Genomic DNA, 19,251 nt, shown 5'->3' on the forward strand with positions numbered 1-19,251 from the left:
TTTTACTCGATGATCTTGGCGACGACACCGGCGCCGACGGTACGGCCACCTTCGCGGATTGCGAAGCGCAGACCTTCTTCCATCGCGATCGGCGCAATCAGCTTCACCGTGATCGACACGTTGTCGCCCGGCATCACCATTTCCTTGTCCTTCGGCAACTCGATCGAGCCCGTCACGTCCGTCGTACGGAAGTAGAACTGCGGCCGATAGTTGTTGAAGAACGGCGTGTGGCGGCCGCCTTCGTCCTTGCTCAGCACATACACTTCAGCCGTGAAGTGCGTGTGCGGCGTGATCGAACCCGGCTTGGCCAGCACCTGGCCGCGCTCCACCTCTTCACGCTTCGTGCCGCGCAGCAGAATACCGACGTTGTCGCCCGCTTGACCTTGGTCCAGCAGCTTGCGGAACATTTCCACGCCCGTGCAGGTCGTCTTCACCGTCGGCTTGATACCGACAATTTCGATTTCCTCGCCGACCTTGACCACGCCACGCTCCACCCGACCCGTCACCACCGTGCCGCGGCCCGAGATCGAGAACACGTCTTCCACCGGCATCAGGAATGCGCCATCCACTGCGCGCTCCGGCGTCGGGATGTACGTGTCCAGCGCGTCGGCCAGGTTCATGATCGCCACTTCGCCCAGCTCGCCCTTGTCGCCTTCCAGCGCCAGCTTGGCCGAACCCTTGATGATCGGCGTGTCGTCGCCCGGGAAGTCGTACTTCGACAGCAGCTCGCGCACTTCCATTTCCACCAGCTCCAGCAGCTCGGCGTCGTCCACCATGTCGCACTTGTTCAGGAACACGATGATGTACGGCACCCCAACCTGGCGCGCCAGCAGGATGTGCTCACGCGTTTGCGGCATCGGGCCGTCCGCGGCCGAGCACACCAGGATCGCGCCGTCCATCTGCGCTGCGCCCGTGATCATGTTCTTCACGTAGTCAGCGTGGCCCGGGCAGTCAACGTGCGCGTAGTGCCGATTGGCCGTCTCGTACTCGACGTGCGCCGTGTTGATCGTGATGCCGCGTGCCTTTTCTTCCGGCGCCGCGTCGATCTGGTCGTACGCCTTCGCTTCGCCGCCGAACTTCGCCGTCAGCACCGTCGTGATCGCCGCCGTCAGCGTGGTCTTGCCATGATCAACGTGACCGATCGTGCCGACGTTCACGTGCGGCTTGGTCCGTTCGAATTTACCTTTAGCCATGTTTCTCTTCTTTCAATAAAGTTGATCGGTGAATGACTTGCCGACTGATTACTTCGACTTCGCGCTGATGATCGCTTCGGAGACGTTACGCGGGGCTTCAGAGTAATGCTTGAATTCCATCGTGTACGTTGCGCGGCCTTGCGTCGCCGAGCGCAGCGACGTGGAGTAGCCGAACATTTCCGACAGCGGCACTTCGGCGCGGAGAATCTTGCCGCCGCCGACCATGTCTTCCATGCCCTGGATGATGCCGCGACGGCCCGACAGGTCGCCCATCACGTTGCCCATGTAGTCTTCCGGCGTTTCCACTTCCACGGCCATCATCGGCTCGAGGATCACCGGGTTCGCGCGGCGCATGGCTTCCTTGAACGCCATCGAGCCGGCCATACGGAACGCGTTTTCGTTCGAGTCGACGTCGTGGTACGAACCGAACGTCAGGTGGACCTTCACGTCCACGACCGGGAAGCCCGCCAGCACGCCGCTCTTGAGCGTGTCAGCAATACCCTTGTCGACCGCCGGGATGTATTCACGCGGAATGACACCGCCCTTGATCTCGTCGAGGAACTCGTAGCCCTTGCCTTGTTCGTTCGGCTCGAGCGTGATGACCGCGTGGCCGTACTGGCCGCGGCCGCCCGACTGCTTGACGAACTTGCCCTCGACGTCCGCGGCCGTGCTGCGGATCGTTTCGCGGTACGCCACCTGCGGCTTGCCGACCGTGGCTTCCACGCCGAATTCACGCTTCATCCGGTCAACGAGAATTTCGAGGTGCAGTTCGCCCATGCCCGAAATAATCGTTTGGCCTGATTCTTCGTCCGTTTGCACGCGGAACGACGGATCTTCCTGAGCCAGACGGTTCAGCGCAAGACCCATCTTTTCCTGGTCGGCCTTCGTCTTCGGCTCGACAGCCTGCGAAATCACCGGCTCCGGGAACACCATGCGCTCGAGCACGATCGGGTGCTGCGGGTCGCACAGCGTGTCGCCTGTCGTCGCTTCCTTCAAGCCCACTGCTGCGGCGATGTCGCCTGCGCGAACTTCCTTGATTTCTTCACGCTGGTTCGCGTGCATCTGCAGAATACGGCCGAGGCGTTCCTTCTTGTCCTTGGTCGAATTCAGCACCGTGTCGCCCGAGTTCACCACGCCGGAGTACACACGGAAGAAAATCAGCTGGCCGACGAACGGGTCGGTCATGATCTTGAACGCGAGTGCCGAGAACTTTTCGTCGTCCGACGCCTTGCGCTCGACCGATTCGCCGCTTTCCAGCTCGCCCTTGACCGGCGGAATGTCGACCGGCGACGGCAGGAAATCGATCACGGCGTCGAGCATGCGCTGCACGCCCTTGTTCTTGAACGCGGTGCCGCACAGCATCGGCTGGATTTCGCAAGCGATCGTACGGTCGCGCAGCGCCTTGACGATTTCCGCTTCGGTCAGCGCGTCACCGCCGAGGTACTTTTCCATCAACTCTTCGCTGGCTTCGGCGGCCGATTCGATCATCTTCTCGCGCCACTCGTTGCAGGTGTCGAGGAGTTCAGCGGGGATGTCGATGTAGTCGAACTTCGTGCCTTGCGACGCTTCGTCCCAAATGATCGCCTTCATCTTCAGCAGATCAACGACGCCCTTGAAGTTTTCTTCCGAGCCGATCGGCACCACAACCGGAACCGGGTTCGCCTTCAGGCGGGTCTTCAACTGGTCGTAGACCTTGAAGAAGTTCGCGCCGGTACGGTCCATCTTGTTGACGAACGCGAGACGGGGCACCTTGTACTTGTTAGCCTGGCGCCACACCGTTTCCGACTGCGGCTGCACGCCGCCCACGGCGCAGTAGACCATGCATGCGCCGTCGAGCACGCGCATCGAGCGCTCCACTTCGATCGTGAAGTCGACGTGGCCCGGGGTGTCGATGATGTTGATGCGGTGTTCCGGATAGTTGCCGCCCATGCCTTTCCAGAAGGCCGTCGTAGCAGCGGACGTGATGGTGATGCCACGCTCTTGCTCCTGCTCCATCCAGTCCATCGTCGCCGCGCCGTCGTGCACTTCACCAATCTTGTGGTTCACGCCGGTGTAGAACAGGATGCGCTCGGTCGTCGTCGTCTTGCCGGCGTCGATGTGAGCGCTAATACCGATATTACGGTAGCGCTCGATAGGTGTCTTACGAGCCACTTTGATCCTCTATTGGGATGACACGAAAAGTATGCATACAGTTTTCGCGCCCTAACACAAACGGGCGAGGCGCCGATAAGCGCACCCGCCCGGATATTTTTCCGTTGCCTCTGGGTTCGAGGGCTTAGAAACGGAAATGCGAGAACGCCTTGTTGGCCTCTGCCATCCGGTGAACTTCATCGCGCTTCTTCATCGCACCGCCACGGCCTTCAGCCGCTTCGGAGAGTTCACCAGCCAGGCGCAACGCCATCGACTTTTCACTGCGCTTCTTCGCAGCCTCGCGCAACCAACGCATCGCCAATGCCATACGACGCGACGGACGCACTTCGACCGGAACCTGATAGTTCGCACCACCAACGCGGCGGCTCTTCACCTCGACCACCGGCTTCACGTTGTTGAGCGCGACAGTGAACACTTCCAGCGGGTCCTTGCCACCCTTGGTCTGGATCTGTTCGAAAGCGCCGTACACGATACGCTCGGCAACCGACTTCTTGCCCGAGAGCATCAGCACGTTCATGAATTTTGCAACATCTACGTTACCGAACTTCGGGTCCGGCAACACTTCCCGCTTGGGAACTTCGCGACGACGCGGCATGTTTCTTCCTTTGACTTTTCAGTTGGAGCTGAGCCGAAGCCCTTCTAGCCCCGCGGTCACCAACTAACCCGATCCATCTTTACGACTAACCAGCTTGGCCGGGTGACCACTTACTCGACAGCGCCGGCGAATCCGGCACCACCGCCTTTGACTACCTGACCACTCTTGATTGCCTTGCCGGCAACGCTAAGCGGCCAAACGAAGAGGCTGCTTACTTGCCAGCCTTGGCGCGCTTCGCACCATACTTCGAGCGAGCCTGCTTACGATCCTTGACGCCCTGGGTATCCAGCGAGCCGCGAACCATGTGGTAACGCACGCCCGGCAAGTCCTTCACACGGCCGCCGCGAATCAGCACGACCGAGTGTTCTTGCAGGTTGTGGCCTTCACCACCGATGTACGAAATGACCTCGAAGCCGTTCGTCAGACGCACCTTCGCGACCTTACGAAGTGCCGAGTTCGGCTTTTTCGGCGTCGTGGTGTACACACGGGTGCACACGCCGCGACGCTGGGGGCAGTCCTGCAAGGCCGGGCTCTTGCTCTTCGCCGTTTCCGACGCGCGGCCTTTGCGAACCAATTGATTGATGGTTGGCATTATTTATTCCTGAAATTGAACGAAATCGACGCATCCGTTCCCGGGCAAAGCGGAAATTGATGCATATCGAGCTTCCTGCCTCGACCGCCAGGGCGCGAGATTACGCCTCGACCTAGCATGCCAAGAACCGGAACCCAGCATCATATTCGGGAAATGCCAACTGCGTCAATAGTTTGCAGCGATTCGAAAGCGAAAGCGGTCGAGGGGTGAGGCGACTCGCTCTTGCCGCGATGAGCGCCGTCAGTCGGCAGCGACGACGTCGAGCAACTCCTCGCCGAAGCGATCGAGCTTGCGGGCGCCGATGCCGGGTATATGGCGAAGATCGTCGATCGTAGCGGGGCCGCTGCGCGCGATTTCGGCAAGCGTGGCATCGTGGAAGATCACGTAGGCCGGCACACCGTCGCTCTTCGCGGTTTCGGTCCGCCAGGCGCGCAGACGGTCCCAACGGGCGCGCTCGCGCGGACTCATGCCGGCGGTCGGATCGGCCCGCTCACCAGTGCGGCTCGACGATTGACGCGTGCGCGTCGGCTTCACGTAGCGTCGCAAGGTCACTTTCTGCTCACCCTTCAGCACGGGTTTGCTCGCCTCGGTGAGTACGAGCGAGCCGAAGCCATCGTGATCGACCGCCAAGTAGCCGAATGCAACCAATTGACGGAAAATCGCGCGCCACTCGGGCTCGGACAGGCTCGCGCCGATGCCGAAGGTGCTGAGGCTTTCATGCCCGCGCTGAAGGATCTTTTCATTTCGGTTGCCGCGCAGGATGTCAATCAGATGCCCCGCGCCGAAATGAAAACCGCTCGCGCGCTGGGCGCGGAACACGCACGAGAGCGCCATTTGAGCCTCGCGCGTGGCATCCCATGACGCCGGCGGCTCGAGACAAGTGTCGCAATTGCCGCACGGCTCGCTGGCCTCGCCAAAGTAGGCCAAGAGGCGCACGCGGCGGCAGGCAGCAGCCTCGCACAGGCCGAGCAGCGCGTCGAGCTTGCCGGTTTGCACGCGCTTATGCGCGTCGTCGGCGTCCGACTCCTCGATCATCTTGCGCTGCTGCACGACGTCACCGAGGCCATACGCCATCCACGCGTTCGCGGGCAGACCATCGCGTCCCGCGCGACCCGTTTCCTGGTAATACCCCTCGACGCTCTTCGGCAAATCCAAATGCGCCACAAAACGCACGTCGGGCTTATCGATGCCCATGCCAAATGCGATCGTCGCGCACATCACGATGCCCTCTTCACGCTGGAACATTTCCTGGTGGCGCTGGCGGAACTCGAATTCCATGCCTGCGTGATACGGCAGGGCACGGATGCCCTGCGCCTTCAGCCACTCCGCGGTCTCCTCGACCTTGCGGCGCGAGAGACAGTAGATGACGCCGGCATCCGTCGTACCTTCCGGGTTCGTGTGCTCCGCGCGAATGAAATCGAGCAACTGAGCACGCGCGTTGTCCTTCTCGACGATTCGATAGCGGATATTCGGCCGATCGAAGCTCGAAACGAAAATGCGCGCGTCGTCGAGCGCAAGGCGGTGCACGATTTCGTCGCGCGTAATGGCGTCGGCGGTAGCGGTAAGCGCGATGCGCGGCACCGACGGAAACCGCTCATGCAGCACGGAAAGCTGGATGTATTCGGGGCGGAAATCGTGCCCCCATTGCGACACGCAATGCGCTTCGTCAATCGCAAAGAGCCCGATGCGCGCGCGCTCGAGCAGATCGAGAAAGCGCGGCGTCATGAGCCGCTCCGGCGCGACGTAAAGCAAGTCGATGTCGCCGTCGCGCAACGCGCGCTCGGTGGCGGCGGCCTCGGCGCCGGATAGCGTCGAATTCAGATACGCAGCTCTCACGCCAAGTTCGGTAAGCGCGGCCACTTGATCCTGCATCAGCGCGATCAGCGGCGAGACGACGATGCCGGCGCCGAGCCCGGCTTCACGCCGTACCAGCGAAGGGATCTGGTAGCAAAGCGATTTGCCGCCGCCGGTCGGCATCAACACGAGGCAATCGCCGCCGCCGGCGACATGCTCGACGATATCGCCCTGCTGCCCTCTGAAGGCGGGGTAACCGAAAGTTTCGTTGAGGATTTCGAGGGCGCGGGACATGAATGCTTAAGGCAGGCGGCGAAGTGCAGGTTGGATGAATTTTACCAACGCACCGTCGCGCAAAACGCGCGAAACAACAACGTTAGCCATCCGGCCAGTAAAAAAAGCCGCTCAGTCGAAACTGAGCGGCTTTCCAAGCTAAGCAGCCAGGCGGCTTGCGCCGCCCGGACTTACTCTGTCGATTGCTGCTGTTCGGCGGCCGGCGTTTCCGGAGTGCCGAACTCGAAGGCCTCTTCGGCTGCGATCTGATCGTAACGCTCGCGATCGGACAGCTCCTTGCTCTTGCGCGCCTTGTGGAACGCGAGACCCGTACCGGCCGGAATCAGACGGCCGACGATCACGTTTTCCTTCAGGCCACGCAGATCGTCGCGCTTGCCCATGATCGCCGCCTCGGTCAGCACGCGCGTCGTTTCCTGGAACGATGCGGCCGAGATGAACGAGTCGGTCGACAGCGATGCCTTCGTGATACCGAGCAGCACGTTGTCGTACGTTGCCGGACGCTTGTCGTCGGCGGTCATGCGGTCGTTCTCATCGAGCATGTCCGACCGCTCGACTTGTTCGCCCGGGATGAAACGCGTATCGCCGTTGTCCACGATCTGCACGCGGCGCAACATCTGACGCACGATCACTTCAATGTGCTTGTCGTTGATCTTCACGCCTTGCAGACGGTACACGTCCTGCACTTCGTCCACGATGTAGCGCGACAGCGCCTCGATACCCTGCAGACGCAGGATGTCGTGCGGATCGGCCGGACCGTCGACGATCATTTCGCCCTTGTTGACGACCTGACCATCGTGCACCAGGACCTGCTTTTCCTTCGCGATCAGGAACTCGTGCTGGTTGCCCTCGAGGTCCGTGATGACGAGACGCTGCTTGCCCTTCGTGTCCTTGCCGAACGACACCGTACCCGTGACTTCCGCCAGAATGCCGGCGTCCTTCGGCGAGCGCGCTTCGAACAGCTCGGCCACGCGCGGCAGACCACCGGTAATGTCACGCGTCTTCTGCGATTCGGTCGGGATACGTGCGAGCACTTCACCGACCTGCACTTGCTGACCGTCCTTCACCGTGATCAGTGCGCCGACCTGGAAGCCGATCTGCACTGCATGCTCGGTTCCCGGGATCTTCACTTCCTCGCCGCTCGCGTCGAGCAGTTTCACCTGCGGACGCACGCTCTTCGCGGCTTGCGAGCCGCGGCGCTTCACGTCGATCACGACGAGCGTCGACAGGCCCGTCACGTCGTCGATCTGCTTCGCGACCGTCACGCCTTCCTCGACGTTCTCGAACTTCACCGTACCGCCGTACTCGGTGATGATCGGACGCGTCATCGGATCCCACGTGGCCAGCTGCGTGCCCGCCTTGATCTGCGCGCCGTCGAGCTGCAGCAGCGTGGCGCCGTACGGCACCTTGTGGCGCTCGCGCTCGCGGCCGTGGTCGTCGGTGATCATCGCTTCGCCTGAGCGCGAGATGACGATCTGCTCGCCCTTCGCGTTCGTCACGTAGCGCATCGTCGCCGTGAAGCGCACCGTACCGTTCGACTTCGCTTCGACCGACGAAGCCACCGCCGCACGCGACGCCGCACCGCCGATGTGGAACGTACGCATCGTCAGCTGCGTGCCCGGCTCACCGATCGACTGCGCCGCGATCACGCCGACCGCTTCGCCGACGTTCACGAGCGAGCCGCGGCCCAGGTCGCGGCCATAGCAGGCAGCGCACAGGCCATAGCGCGTTTCGCAGGTGAGCGGCGTACGCACGCGCACTTCGTCGATGCCGAGGCGTTCGATCTCTTCGACCGCGGTTTCGTCGAGCAGCGTGCCGGCTTCGTACAGCGTCTCTTGCGATTCTGGATTGACGACGTCAGCCACCGCAACGCGGCCGAGAATCCGGTCGCGCAGCGCTTCGACGACTTCACCGCCTTCGACCAGCGCCTTCATCGCCACGCCCTGGCTCGTGCCGCAGTCATCTTCGACCACGACGAGATCCTGCGTCACGTCGACGAGACGACGCGTCAGGTAACCCGAGTTTGCCGTCTTCAGTGCCGTATCAGCCAGACCCTTACGCGCGCCGTGGGTCGAGATGAAGTACTGCAACACGTTCAGGCCTTCGCGGAAGTTCGCGGTAATCGGCGTTTCGATAATCGAGCCGTCCGGCTTCGCCATCAGGCCGCGCATACCGGCCAGCTGACGAATCTGCACCGCCGAACCCCGGGCGCCCGAGTCGGCCATCATGTAGATCGAGTTGAACGATTCCTGGCGCGTTTCGTTGCCGTCGCGGTCGATGACCGGCTCCGTCGACAGCTGCTCCATCATCGCCTTGCCGACCGCTTCCGACGTTGCCGACCAGATGTCGACCACGTTGTTGTAGCGCTCCTGCGCGGTGACGAGACCCGACATGTACTGACGGTCGTATTCCTTCACCTTCTTCGCGGCGTCGCCGACGATCGATTCCTTCTGCGGCGGCACGAGCATGTCGTCGACGCAGATCGAAATACCGGCCCGCGTAGCCAGGCGGAAGCCCGACTGCATGAGCTGGTCGGCGAAGACCACTGTCGCGCGCAGCCCGCACTTGCGGAACGCCGTGTTGATCAGGCGCGAGATTTCCTTCTTCTTGAGCGGCTTGTTGAGCACCGAGAACGGCAGGCCCGGCGGCAGGATTTCCGACAGGATTGCGCGGCCGACGGTCGTCGCGTACAGCGAGATCTTCGGCACGAATTCCGGCGCGCCCTCGGACGTGTCTTCGTTGCGGACCATTTCGGTAATCCGCACGTTGACGCGCGAGGCGAGCTCGACTTCCTTGTTCTCGTACGCACGCAGCGCTTCCGACACGCCGGTGAACGACAGGCCTTCGCCCTTGCCGTTCACGGCTTCACGCGTCGCGTAGTAGAGGCCGAGCACGATATCCTGCGACGGCACGATCGACGGATCGCCGTTCGCCGGGAACAGGACGTTGTTCGACGCAAGCATCAGCGTGCGCGCTTCCATCTGCGCTTCGAGCGACAGCGGCACGTGAACAGCCATCTGGTCGCCGTCGAAGTCGGCGTTGAACGCCGCGCAAACGAGCGGATGCAGCTGGATCGCCTTGCCTTCGATCAACACCGGCTCGAACGCCTGGATGCCGAGACGGTGCAGCGTCGGCGCGCGGTTCAGCATCACCGGATGCTCGCGGATCACCTCTTCCAGGATGTCCCACACAACCGGCGTCTGGTTCTCGACTTCCTTCTTCGCCGCCTTGATGGTCGTCGCGACGCCCATCACTTCGAGCTTGTTGAAGATGAACGGCTTGAACAGCTCGAGCGCCATCAGCTTCGGCAAACCGCACTGGTGCAGCTTGAGCGTCGGGCCGACCACGATGACCGAACGGCCCGAGTAGTCGACGCGCTTACCGAGCAGGTTCTGACGGAAGCGGCCGCCCTTGCCCTTGATCATGTCGGCGAGCGACTTCAGCGGACGCTTGTTCGCGCCCGTCATCGCCTTGCCGCGGCGGCCGTTGTCGAGCAGCGAGTCGACGGCTTCCTGCAGCATCCGCTTTTCGTTGCGGACGATGATTTCCGGCGCCTTCAGTTCGAGCAAACGCTTCAACCGATTGTTACGATTGATCACGCGGCGGTACAGGTCGTTCAGGTCCGAAGTCGCGAAACGGCCGCCGTCGAGCGGCACGAGCGGGCGCAGTTCCGGCGGCAGCACCGGCAGGACTTCGAGCACCATCCAGTCGGGCTTGATGCCCGAACGCTGGAAGGCCTCGAGCACTTTCAGGCGCTTCGCGTACTTCTTGATCTTCGCTTCCGAACCGGTGTTCTTGAGCTCGGTACGCAGCATCTCGACTTGCTCGTCGATGTTGATCGCGCGCAGCAGCTCACGCACGCCTTCCGCGCCCATCTCGGCACGGAATTCGTCGCCGTATTCCTCGACCTTGTTGTAGTAATCCTCTTCGGTCATGATCTGCCGCGCCTTCAGCGGCGTCATGCCCGGATCGATCACCACGTACGCTTCGAAGTACAGCACGCGCTCGATGTCGCGCAGCGTCATGTCGAGCACCATGCCCAGACGCGACGGCAGCGACTTCAAGAACCAGATGTGCGCGACCGGCGAAGCCAGCTCGATGTGGCCCATGCGCTCGCGGCGCACCTTCGCCAACGTCACTTCGACGCCGCACTTCTCGCAGATCACGCCGCGGTGCTTGAGGCGCTTGTACTTGCCGCAAAGGCATTCGTAGTCCTTGATCGGCCCGAAGATCTTCGCGCAGAAGAGACCATCCCGCTCCGGCTTGAACGTGCGGTAGTTGATGGTTTCCGGCTTCTTCACTTCGCCGAACGACCACGAACGAATCTTGTCGGGCGAGGCCAGACCGATCTTGATCGCGTCAAAAACTTCTTCTTGTTGGACTTGCTTGAATAGATCGAGCAGAGCTTTCATTGCTTTCTCTCCGTAGTCCGATTAGTTGCGGTCGAGATCGATGTCGATACCGAGCGAGCGGATTTCCTTCACGAGCACGTTGAAGGATTCCGGCATGCCCGCATCGATCACGTGATCGCCCTTGACCAAGTTCTCATAGACCTTGGTCCGGCCCGTCACGTCATCCGATTTGACCGTCAGCATTTCTTGCAGCACGTACGACGCACCATACGCTTCGAGCGCCCACACCTCCATTTCACCGAAACGCTGGCCGCCGAACTGCGCCTTACCTCCCAGCGGCTGCTGCGTCACGAGCGAGTACGGGCCCGTCGAACGCGCGTGCATCTTGTCGTCGACCAAGTGGTGCAGCTTCAGGTAGTGCATATAGCCGACCGTGACCGGACGCTCGAACGCTTCGCCCGTGCGGCCGTCGTACAGGCGGACCTGGTTCTTCGACGGCGTCATGCCCAGTTGCTTGGCGATCTCGTCCGGGAACGCCAGATCCAGCGCGCGCGACATTTCCTCTTCCGTCGCACCGTCGAACACCGGCGTCGCGAACGGCACGCCTTCGCGCAGGTTCCTCGCCAACTCGACGATTTCATCGTCCGAGAAGCCGTCCAGCTCTTCCGCGCGGCCCGACTCGTTGTAGATCTTCGTCAGGAACTCGCGCAGCTCGGCGATCTTCGCCTGACGCTGCAGCATTTCGCCGATCCGCCAGCCGAGACCCTTCGCGGCCCAGCCCAGATGCACTTCGAGCACCTGACCCACGTTCATCCGCGACGGCACGCCGAGCGGGTTCAGCACGACGTCGGCCGGACGGCCATCGGCCATGTACGGCATGTCTTCGATCGGGACGATCTTCGACACGACACCCTTGTTACCGTGACGGCCTGCCATCTTGTCGCCAGGCTGCAGACGGCGCTTCACCGCAACGTACACCTTGACCATCTTCAGCACGCCCGGCGGCAGTTCGTCGCCTTGCGTGAGCTTCTTGCGCTTCTCTTCGAACGCGAGGTCGAACTGGTGACGCTTCTGCTCGATCGAATCCTTGATCGCTTCGAGCTGGGCAGCGGCTTCTTCGTCCGCGAGGCGGATGTCGAACCAGTGGTAGTGGTCGAGATCTTCCAGGTAAGCCTGCTCGATCTTCGTGCCCTTCGCGAGCTTCTTCGGACCGCCGTTCGCGACCTTGCCGACGAGCATGCGTGCGAGACGCTGGAACGCGTCGCCTTCCACGATACGCAGCTGGTCGTTCAGGTCGAGGCGATAGCGCTTCAGTTCATCGTCGATGATCTGTTGCGCGCGCTTGTCGCGCTGGATGCCTTCGCGCGTGAACACCTGCACGTCGATGACCGTGCCGCTCATGCCCGACGGCACGCGCAGCGACGTGTCCTTCACATCCGACGCCTTCTCGCCGAAGATCGCGCGCAGCAGCTTTTCTTCCGGCGTCAGCTGGGTTTCGCCCTTCGGCGTGACCTTGCCGACCAGCACATCGCCCGCTTCGACTTCCGCGCCGATGTACACGATGCCCGACTCGTCGAGACGGCCAAGCTGCACTTCCGCGAGGTTCGAAATATCGCGCGTGATTTCTTCCGGTCCGAGCTTCGTGTCGCGAGCGACCACGTTCAGTTCTTCGATGTGGATCGACGTATAGCGATCGTCGGCCACGACCTTTTCCGAGATCAGGATCGAGTCTTCGAAGTTGTAGCCGTTCCACGGCATGAACGCCACCAGCATGTTCTGGCCGAGCGCGAGCTCACCGAGGTCCGTCGAGGCGCCGTCGGCCAGCACGTCGCCGCGCGAGACCTTGTCGCCGACCTTCACGATCGGACGCTGGTTGATGTTCGTGTTCTGGTTCGAACGCGTGTACTTGATCAGGTTGTAAATGTCGACACCGACTTCACCCGCCACCGCTTCGTCGTCGTTCACTCGAATCACGATACGGCCCGCGTCGACGTAATCGACCACGCCGCCGCGGAACGCCTGAACCGTCGTACCCGAATCGACCGCCACCGTGCGCTCGATGCCCGTACCGACCACGGCCTTCTCAGGACGCAGACACGGCACCGCCTGACGCTGCATGTTCGAGCCCATCAACGCACGGTTCGCGTCGTCGTGCTCGAGGAACGGAATCAGCGATGCCGCCACCGACACGATCTGCGACGGCGCCACGTCCATGTACTGGATGCGGTCCGGCGTGACCATCAGCGTTTCGCCGGCTTCGCGCGACGACACGAGTTCGTCGGTCAGCGTGCCGTCGCCGGCCACCGCCGCGTTCGCCTGAGCGATCACGTAACGGCCTTCTTCGATCGCCGACAGATAGTCGATCTGGTCGGTCACCTTGCCGTCCGTCACCTTGCGGTACGGCGTTTCGAGGAAGCCGTACTCGTTCAGGTGCGCATACAGCGCGAGCGAGTTGATCAGGCCGATGTTCGGACCTTCCGGCGTTTCGATCGGACACACGCGGCCGTAGTGGGTCGGGTGCACGTCGCGGACTTCGAAGCCCGCGCGCTCACGCGTCAGACCGCCCGGTCCAAGAGCCGACACGCGGCGCTTGTGGGTGATTTCCGACAGCGGGTTGGTCTGGTCCATGAACTGCGACAGCTGCGACGAACCGAAGAACTCGCGAATCGCCGACGAAATCGGCTTCGAGTTGATCAGGTCGTGCGGCATCAGGTTTTCGCTTTCGGCCTGGCCGAGGCGTTCCTTCACAGCACGTTCGACCCGCACGAGACCGGCGCGGAACTGATTCTCCGCCAGTTCGCCGACGCAACGCACGCGGCGGTTGCCCAAGTGGTCGATATCGTCCACTTCGCCCTTGCCGTTGCGCAGCTCGACGAGGATCTTGATCGTCGCGAGGATGTCGTCGTCTTGCAGCGTCATCGGACCCACGATTTCGTCGCGGCCGACACGGCGATTGAACTTCATACGGCCGACCTTCGACAGGTCGTACGCGTCTTCGCTGTAGAACAGACGATTGAACAGCGCCTCGACTGCTTCTTCGGTCGGCGGCTCACCCGGACGCATCATGCGGTAGATCGCGATGCGCGCGGCAGTCCTGTCGGCGGTTTCGTCGATACGCAGCGTCGACGAGATATACGGACCTTGGTCCAGATCGTTCGTGTAGAGCGTCTGGATGTCCTTGATCTTCGCCTGGCGCAGCTTTTCGAGCGTGCTTTCGGTGATTTCTTCGTTCGCGTTCGCGATCACTTCACCGGTGTCGCCGTCGACGACGTTCTTCGCCAGCACGCGGCCGATCAGATAATCTTCGGGGACCGAAATGAATTTCGTCTTCGCGTTTTCGAGGTCACGAATGTGCTTCGCATTGATCCGCTTGTCCTTCGTGACGATGACGTTGCCGTCGCGATCCGAAATATCGAAGCGCGCAACTTCGCCACGCAGACGCTCGGGCACAAATTCCATTTGCGCGCCTTCGGGCATCAGCGAGAAGTTGTCGAAGACGAAGAAGTTCGCGAGGATCTGTTCCGGCGTGAGGCCGATCGCCTTCAGCAGGATCGTGACCGGCATCTTGCGGCGGCGGTCGACGCGGAAATACAGCACGTCCTTCGGGTCGAATTCGAAATCGAGCCACGAGCCGCGGTAAGGAATAATCCGTGCCGAGAAAAGCAGCTTGCCCGAGCTGTGGGTCTTGCCCTTGTCGTGCTCGAAGAACACCCCCGGCGAACGGTGCAGCTGCGAAACGATCACCCGCTCCGTGCCGTTGATGACGAACGAGCCGGTCGGCGTCATGAGCGGAATTTCGCCCATGTAGACTTCCTGCTCCTTCACTTCCTTCACGACCGGCTTGCTCGGCGATTCCTTGTCGAGCAGCACCAGGCGCACTTTGGCACGCAGCGCCGAGCAGTACGTGAGACCGCGCTGCTGGCATTCCTTGATGTTGAATGCCGGCGGCGACAACATGTAGCTAACGAACTCTAGACGAGCGAAGCCGTTGTGAGAAACAATCGGGAAAACGGATGTGAACGCAGCTTGCAGACCCTCAGGTTTGCGTTGTGCTGCCGGGGTGTCCGCTTGCAGAAACGTGCTGAATGATTCAAGCTGGGTAGCCAGCAGGAAAGGTACTTGGTGAACGATGGGGCGCTTCGCAAAGTTCTTGCGAATACGCTTCTTCTCGGTGAAGGAATATTGCATACGATCTCCGAATCACGGCGGGCATTGTCGAGGCTGCGAACCTTGATGAGACAATCCGAGTGTTCACCGACTGAGACCCGATGGCCGTCCGATGGCTTGAACGAGCCTTAGAAGCTTGGTGGTTGGCCGCTACCAACCGCTGGCTGACGGCAGCGGATGCCTGTGTTGCCCGCTACCCGACCAAACTTGCCTTCTGCAGTCGCTTCAGAAGACAAAGACAAGCGCCGGTCAGTTATTCCGAAAGGCGTTTGTCTTTGGCTTCTGGGGCCACGTTTTTACCGGTTACCCTGCGTAAAAACACCGTCCCCACAAAGCACAAAAAGGCCGGCGGTGAAAAACCGCCAGCCTTCGCACAGCGCGCAGGGTGTTACTTGATTTCAGCCTTCGCGCCAGCTTCTTCCAGCTTCTTCTTGGCTTCTTCAGCAGCAGCCTTCGGTACCGCTTCCTTGACAGGCTTCGGTGCACCGTCAACCAGGTCCTTCGCTTCCTTCAGGCCCAGGCCCGTCAGTTCGCGAACAGCCTTAATCACGGAAACCTTGTTCGCGCCGACTTCCGTCAGGTTAACCGTGAACTCGGTTTGCTCTTCAGCAGCAGCAGCGGCGCCGCCGCCGCCAGCCGGGCCTGCCACTGCAACAGCAGCTGCCGACACGCCAAACTTCTCTTCGAACGCCTTGACCAGCTCGTTCAGTTCCAGAACCGACATCGAGCCTACGGCTTCGAGAATGTCTTCTTTTGCGATTGCCATTTGAAATACTCCTAAATTGAATTCGGATACAGCCAGCGATCCATCGCGCTCAACTGAAGCGCGCTATGCACCCTGCGATTAAGCAGCTTCGCCTTGCTTCTTTTCTGCCAGCGCGGCCAGAGCGCGCGCAAAGCCGGAAACAGGCGCTTGCATAACGAACAACAGCTTGGAAAGCAGTTCCTCGCGGCTCGGGATGTTGGCGAGCGCTTGCACGCCAGCCTTGTCCATCACCTTGCCTTCGTAGGAACCGGCCTTGATGATCAACTTGTCATTGCTCTTGCTGAAGTCGTTGACGACCTTGGCAGCGGCAATGGCATCTTCCGAGATGCCGTAGATCAACGGACCAGTCATCTGCTCTGCCAGCGGAGCAAACGGAGTACCTTCGACAGCGCGACGCGCCAGCGTGTTCTTCAACACACGCAGGTACACCTGTTGCTCGCGCGCTTTCGCGCGCAGCTTGGTCAGATCGCCAACCGTGATCCCACGATACTCAGCCAGAACGACGGTCTGGGCCTTCGCGACTTGCGCGGAGACCTCAGCGACGACGGCCTGCTTGCTTTCTTTGTTCAGTGGCACGGTTAACCTCCAGATTCGATACACGCAGCGAGATGCCTTGTGTACCGCGTTCAACAACGGCGTCCGAGGTTTAGGAGTATTTCGACCAGTTGTTGTTTGCATGACTGCGGGCAACAACCGGTTTCATCACTTCAAAACTGTTTCGGGTTCGCCATCTGCGTTGGCTTTACATTAAGGAAACACCTGACTGCTGCATTCCCACCAACGGTCTTTGACAACCGGCCGCTTGATGCTCACTGCCATCTTGCGACCGCCCAAAGCCCTTAAAACCACGCCGAGATCAGTCGGCGCAGTGAATTTCTTACTGTGCTGCGAGCGTAGCCTGGTCGACACGCACGCCGACACCCATCGTGCTCGACAGAGCGATCTTGCGCAGGTACACGCCCTTGCTCGATGCCGGCTTTGCCTTCTGCAGCGCGTCAACAAGTGCCGACAGGTTGGTGCGCAGCGCGCTCGGCTCGAACGACGCACGGCCGATGGTCGCGTGGATGATACCGGCCTTGTCGACGCGGAACTGCACCTGACCTGCTTTGGCGTTCTTCACCGCCGTGGCCACATCCGGCGTCACCGTACCGACCTTCGGGTTCGGCATCAGGCCGCGCGGACCGAGGATCTGACCCAGCGTACCGACAACGCGCATCGTGTCCGGCGAAGCGATCACGACGTCGAAGTTCAGGTTGCCGCCCTTGATTTGCTCAGCCAAGTCTTCCATGCCGACGATTTCCGCGCCAGCCGCCTTCGCCTGCTCAGCCTTCTCGCCTTGCGCGAAGACTGCGACGCGAACCGACTTACCGGTACCTGCCGGGAGAACGACGGAGCCACGAACCACTTGATCCGACTTCTTCGCATCGATGCCGAGCTGAACGGCCACGTCGATCGATTCGTCGAACTTGGCGTTCGCGCATTCCTTCACCAGCACGAGCGCGTCATCGATCGGGTACAGCTTCTGGCGATCGACCTTGCTTGCAAAGCCTTGCAGACGCTTCGAAAGCTTAGCCATTTACACGCCCTCCACGGTGATGCCCATCGAGCGGGCGCTGCCAGCGATCGTGCGGACCGCTGCATCCAGATCGGCTGCCGTAAGGTCCGGCATCTTCGCTTTGGCGATTTCTTCAGCTTGCGCGCGGGTAATCTTGCCGACCTTGTCGGTATGCGGCTTGCTCGAACCCTTGTCGACCTTTGCCGCCTTCTTGATCAGAACCGTGGCCGGCGGCGTCTTCAGGATGAATGTGAAGCTCTTGTCCGCGAATGCCGTGATCACGACGGGAACCGGCAGACCCGGCTCCATCGATTGAGTCTGCGCGTTGAACGCCTTGCAGAACTCCATGATGTTCAGGCCGCGCTGGCCCAATGCCGGACCGACCGGCGGCGACGGGTTGGCTTTACCTGCAGGAATCTGCAGCTTGATAAAGCCGATGATTTTCTTTGCCATGTTGAAAACCTCGTTGGAACGCGTGAACGTTCGGTGAGTAGTAACGCGCGTTCACCCGTGAAGGCTACTGACGCTCCTCAACGGCCATTGCGCGGACCGTAAGCGCGAAAGACGGATCGCATCGAGCGACGCGATCCGTTAAAAACCCGATTACAGCTTTTCAACCTGGCCGAACTCAAGTTCGACAGGCGTCGCGCGGCCGAAAATAGTGACAGAAACACGGACGCGCGATTTTTCGTAGTTCACTTCTTCGACGCTGCCATTGAAGTCCGTAAACGGACCGTCCTTCACGCGGACCATCTCGCCGACCTCGAACAAGGTCTTCGGGCGCGGCTTCTCAACGCCTTCCTGCATCTGCGACATGATCTTCTCGACTTCCCGCGGGGAAATCGGGCTCGGGCGATTGCGCGCCCCGCCCACGAAGCCCGTCACCTTGGCAGTGTTTTTCACGAGGTGCCAGGTTTCGTCGGTCATTTCCATTTCCACCAACACGTAGCCAGGGAAGAAACGACGCTCGGTCACCGATTTGTGACCACCCTTCACTTCGACCACCTCTTCTGTCGGGACGAGGATCTGGCCGAACTTATCTTGCATGCCAGCACGCTCGATGCGCTCTTGAAGCGCCCGTTTCACGCTCTTCTCCATACCGGAGTAAGCGTGCACGACGTACCAACGTTTACCGCTCGGAGATGCCGGAGTATCGTTCATATCATTTCCAACCCAGAATCGCCGAGAAAATCACCCATTCAATGGATTTGTCGCTAATCCAAAGAAGCACCGCCATCACAAACACAAAGCCAAAAACAACAAGCGTTGTTTGCGTAGCTTCCTTGCGGGTGGGCCACACGACTTTGCGGACTTCCTTATAGGAATCCTTGGCGAATGCGATGAAACCCTTACCGGGGGTGGAGAGAAGACCAACCACTACACCGGCGATGACTCCAACGGCAAGAGCCGCGCCGCGAACGTACCACTCCTGGCCGCCGAGCCAGAAAAAACCCACGAACCCGGCCAAGACCAACAATACGCCCGCGACGAGCATCAATTTATCGCTGGAAGTATTTACAGTTTCGACGGAAGGATTCGCCATAACACCTTAACGAGCGCCCACAGGGACGCGAGAATTGGCAGGGGCAGAGGGAATCGAACCCCCAACCTTCGGTTTTGGAGACCGACGCTCTGCCAGTTGAGCTATACCCCTAAACCATTTTGGGGTCGGCGACATCGCCAACCCCGAAACTACCGATCAACGAGAATTAACTGGCTTTTTACTCGATGATCTTGGCGACGACACCGGCGCCGACGGTACGGCCACCTTCGCGGATTGCGAAGCGCAGACCTT

At 60.9% G+C, this 19,251-nt stretch carries 14 protein-coding genes and 1 tRNA gene; all 15 read right to left on the bottom strand.

Features of this window, described 5'->3' with window-relative positions; genetic code table 11:
* Positions 1-2: 2 nt before the first annotated feature.
* Positions 3-1,193, bottom strand: coding sequence for an elongation factor Tu (gene tuf / locus J3489_RS35960; protein WP_207005565.1), 1,191 nt, complete (start codon positions 1,191-1,193; stop codon positions 3-5).
* 48 nt (positions 1,194-1,241) lie between these two features.
* The gene (gene fusA, locus J3489_RS35965; RefSeq protein WP_207005566.1) at positions 1,242-3,344 is read right to left on the bottom strand and encodes an elongation factor G; all 2,103 of its coding nucleotides are present in this window, start codon (positions 3,342-3,344) and stop codon (positions 1,242-1,244) included.
* A gap of 124 nt (positions 3,345-3,468) precedes the next feature.
* On the bottom strand, positions 3,469-3,939 hold the full coding sequence (gene rpsG, locus J3489_RS35970; protein ID WP_006053291.1) for a 30S ribosomal protein S7: 471 nt from the start codon (positions 3,937-3,939) through the stop codon (positions 3,469-3,471).
* Positions 3,940-4,150: 211 nt separating this feature from the next.
* Positions 4,151-4,531: a 30S ribosomal protein S12 gene (rpsL, locus tag J3489_RS35975; RefSeq protein WP_102645290.1), complete on the bottom strand. Its 381-nt coding sequence runs from the start codon at positions 4,529-4,531 to the stop codon at positions 4,151-4,153.
* Positions 4,532-4,771: 240 nt separating this feature from the next.
* Complete coding sequence (recQ, locus tag J3489_RS35980; protein WP_207005567.1) at positions 4,772-6,619, bottom strand: DNA helicase RecQ; 1,848 nt, start codon at positions 6,617-6,619, stop codon at positions 4,772-4,774.
* Between the two features lie 170 nt (positions 6,620-6,789).
* On the bottom strand, positions 6,790-11,028 hold the full coding sequence (gene rpoC, locus J3489_RS35985) for a DNA-directed RNA polymerase subunit beta' (protein ID WP_207005568.1): 4,239 nt from the start codon (positions 11,026-11,028) through the stop codon (positions 6,790-6,792).
* Between the two features lie 21 nt (positions 11,029-11,049).
* On the bottom strand, positions 11,050-15,156 hold the full coding sequence (gene rpoB / locus J3489_RS35990; protein WP_207005569.1) for a DNA-directed RNA polymerase subunit beta: 4,107 nt from the start codon (positions 15,154-15,156) through the stop codon (positions 11,050-11,052).
* A gap of 367 nt (positions 15,157-15,523) precedes the next feature.
* The gene (rplL, locus tag J3489_RS35995; RefSeq protein ID WP_207005570.1) at positions 15,524-15,901 is read right to left on the bottom strand and encodes a 50S ribosomal protein L7/L12; all 378 of its coding nucleotides are present in this window, start codon (positions 15,899-15,901) and stop codon (positions 15,524-15,526) included.
* Between the two features lie 78 nt (positions 15,902-15,979).
* Positions 15,980-16,534 (bottom strand): 50S ribosomal protein L10, encoded by a 555-nt coding sequence (rplJ, locus tag J3489_RS36000; protein ID WP_207005571.1) that lies wholly within the window; start codon positions 16,532-16,534, stop codon positions 15,980-15,982.
* 244 nt (positions 16,535-16,778) lie between these two features.
* Positions 16,779-17,477 (bottom strand): 50S ribosomal protein L1, encoded by a 699-nt coding sequence (rplA, locus tag J3489_RS36005; RefSeq protein WP_207005572.1) that lies wholly within the window; start codon positions 17,475-17,477, stop codon positions 16,779-16,781.
* Positions 17,478-17,909, bottom strand: a complete 432-nt coding sequence (rplK, locus tag J3489_RS36010) for a 50S ribosomal protein L11 (RefSeq protein ID WP_207005573.1) — start codon at positions 17,907-17,909, stop codon at positions 17,478-17,480. It abuts the gene before it with no gap.
* Between the two features lie 150 nt (positions 17,910-18,059).
* On the bottom strand, positions 18,060-18,617 hold the full coding sequence (gene nusG, locus J3489_RS36015; RefSeq protein WP_207005574.1) for a transcription termination/antitermination protein NusG: 558 nt from the start codon (positions 18,615-18,617) through the stop codon (positions 18,060-18,062).
* 1 nt (position 18,618) lies between these two features.
* Entirely contained in the window at positions 18,619-18,999 is a 381-nt protein-coding gene (gene secE / locus J3489_RS36020; RefSeq protein ID WP_207005575.1) for a preprotein translocase subunit SecE, read from the bottom strand.
* Between the two features lie 35 nt (positions 19,000-19,034).
* Positions 19,035-19,110: transfer RNA gene (locus tag J3489_RS36025), tRNA-Trp, on the bottom strand.
* Positions 19,111-19,177: 67 nt separating this feature from the next.
* Positions 19,178-19,251 (bottom strand): EF-Tu C-terminal domain-related protein (locus J3489_RS36030; RefSeq protein WP_202814033.1); only part of this gene is annotated, 74 nt, incomplete at its 5' end.

It is taken from the genome of Trinickia mobilis (assembly GCF_017315705.1).
Lineage (GTDB): Bacteria > Pseudomonadota > Gammaproteobacteria > Burkholderiales > Burkholderiaceae > Trinickia_A > Trinickia_A mobilis.

Coding starts and splice junctions, on each gene's coding strand:
- tuf (WP_207005565.1), bottom strand. CDS start 1,193: ATGGCTAAAGGTAAATTCGAACGGACCAAGCCGCACGTGAACGTCGGC.
- rpsG (WP_006053291.1), bottom strand. CDS start 3,939: ATGCCGCGTCGTCGCGAAGTTCCCAAGCGGGAAGTGTTGCCGGACCCG.
- rpsL (WP_102645290.1), bottom strand. CDS start 4,531: ATGCCAACCATCAATCAATTGGTTCGCAAAGGCCGCGCGTCGGAAACG.
- recQ (WP_207005567.1), bottom strand. CDS start 6,619: ATGTCCCGCGCCCTCGAAATCCTCAACGAAACTTTCGGTTACCCCGCC.
- rpoC (WP_207005568.1), bottom strand. CDS start 11,028: ATGAAAGCTCTGCTCGATCTATTCAAGCAAGTCCAACAAGAAGAAGTT.
- rpoB (WP_207005569.1), bottom strand. CDS start 15,156: ATGCAATATTCCTTCACCGAGAAGAAGCGTATTCGCAAGAACTTTGCG.
- rplL (WP_207005570.1), bottom strand. CDS start 15,901: ATGGCAATCGCAAAAGAAGACATTCTCGAAGCCGTAGGCTCGATGTCG.
- rplA (WP_207005572.1), bottom strand. CDS start 17,477: ATGGCTAAGCTTTCGAAGCGTCTGCAAGGCTTTGCAAGCAAGGTCGAT.
- rplK (WP_207005573.1), bottom strand. CDS start 17,909: ATGGCAAAGAAAATCATCGGCTTTATCAAGCTGCAGATTCCTGCAGGT.
- nusG (WP_207005574.1), bottom strand. CDS start 18,617: ATGAACGATACTCCGGCATCTCCGAGCGGTAAACGTTGGTACGTCGTG.
- secE (WP_207005575.1), bottom strand. CDS start 18,999: ATGGCGAATCCTTCCGTCGAAACTGTAAATACTTCCAGCGATAAATTG.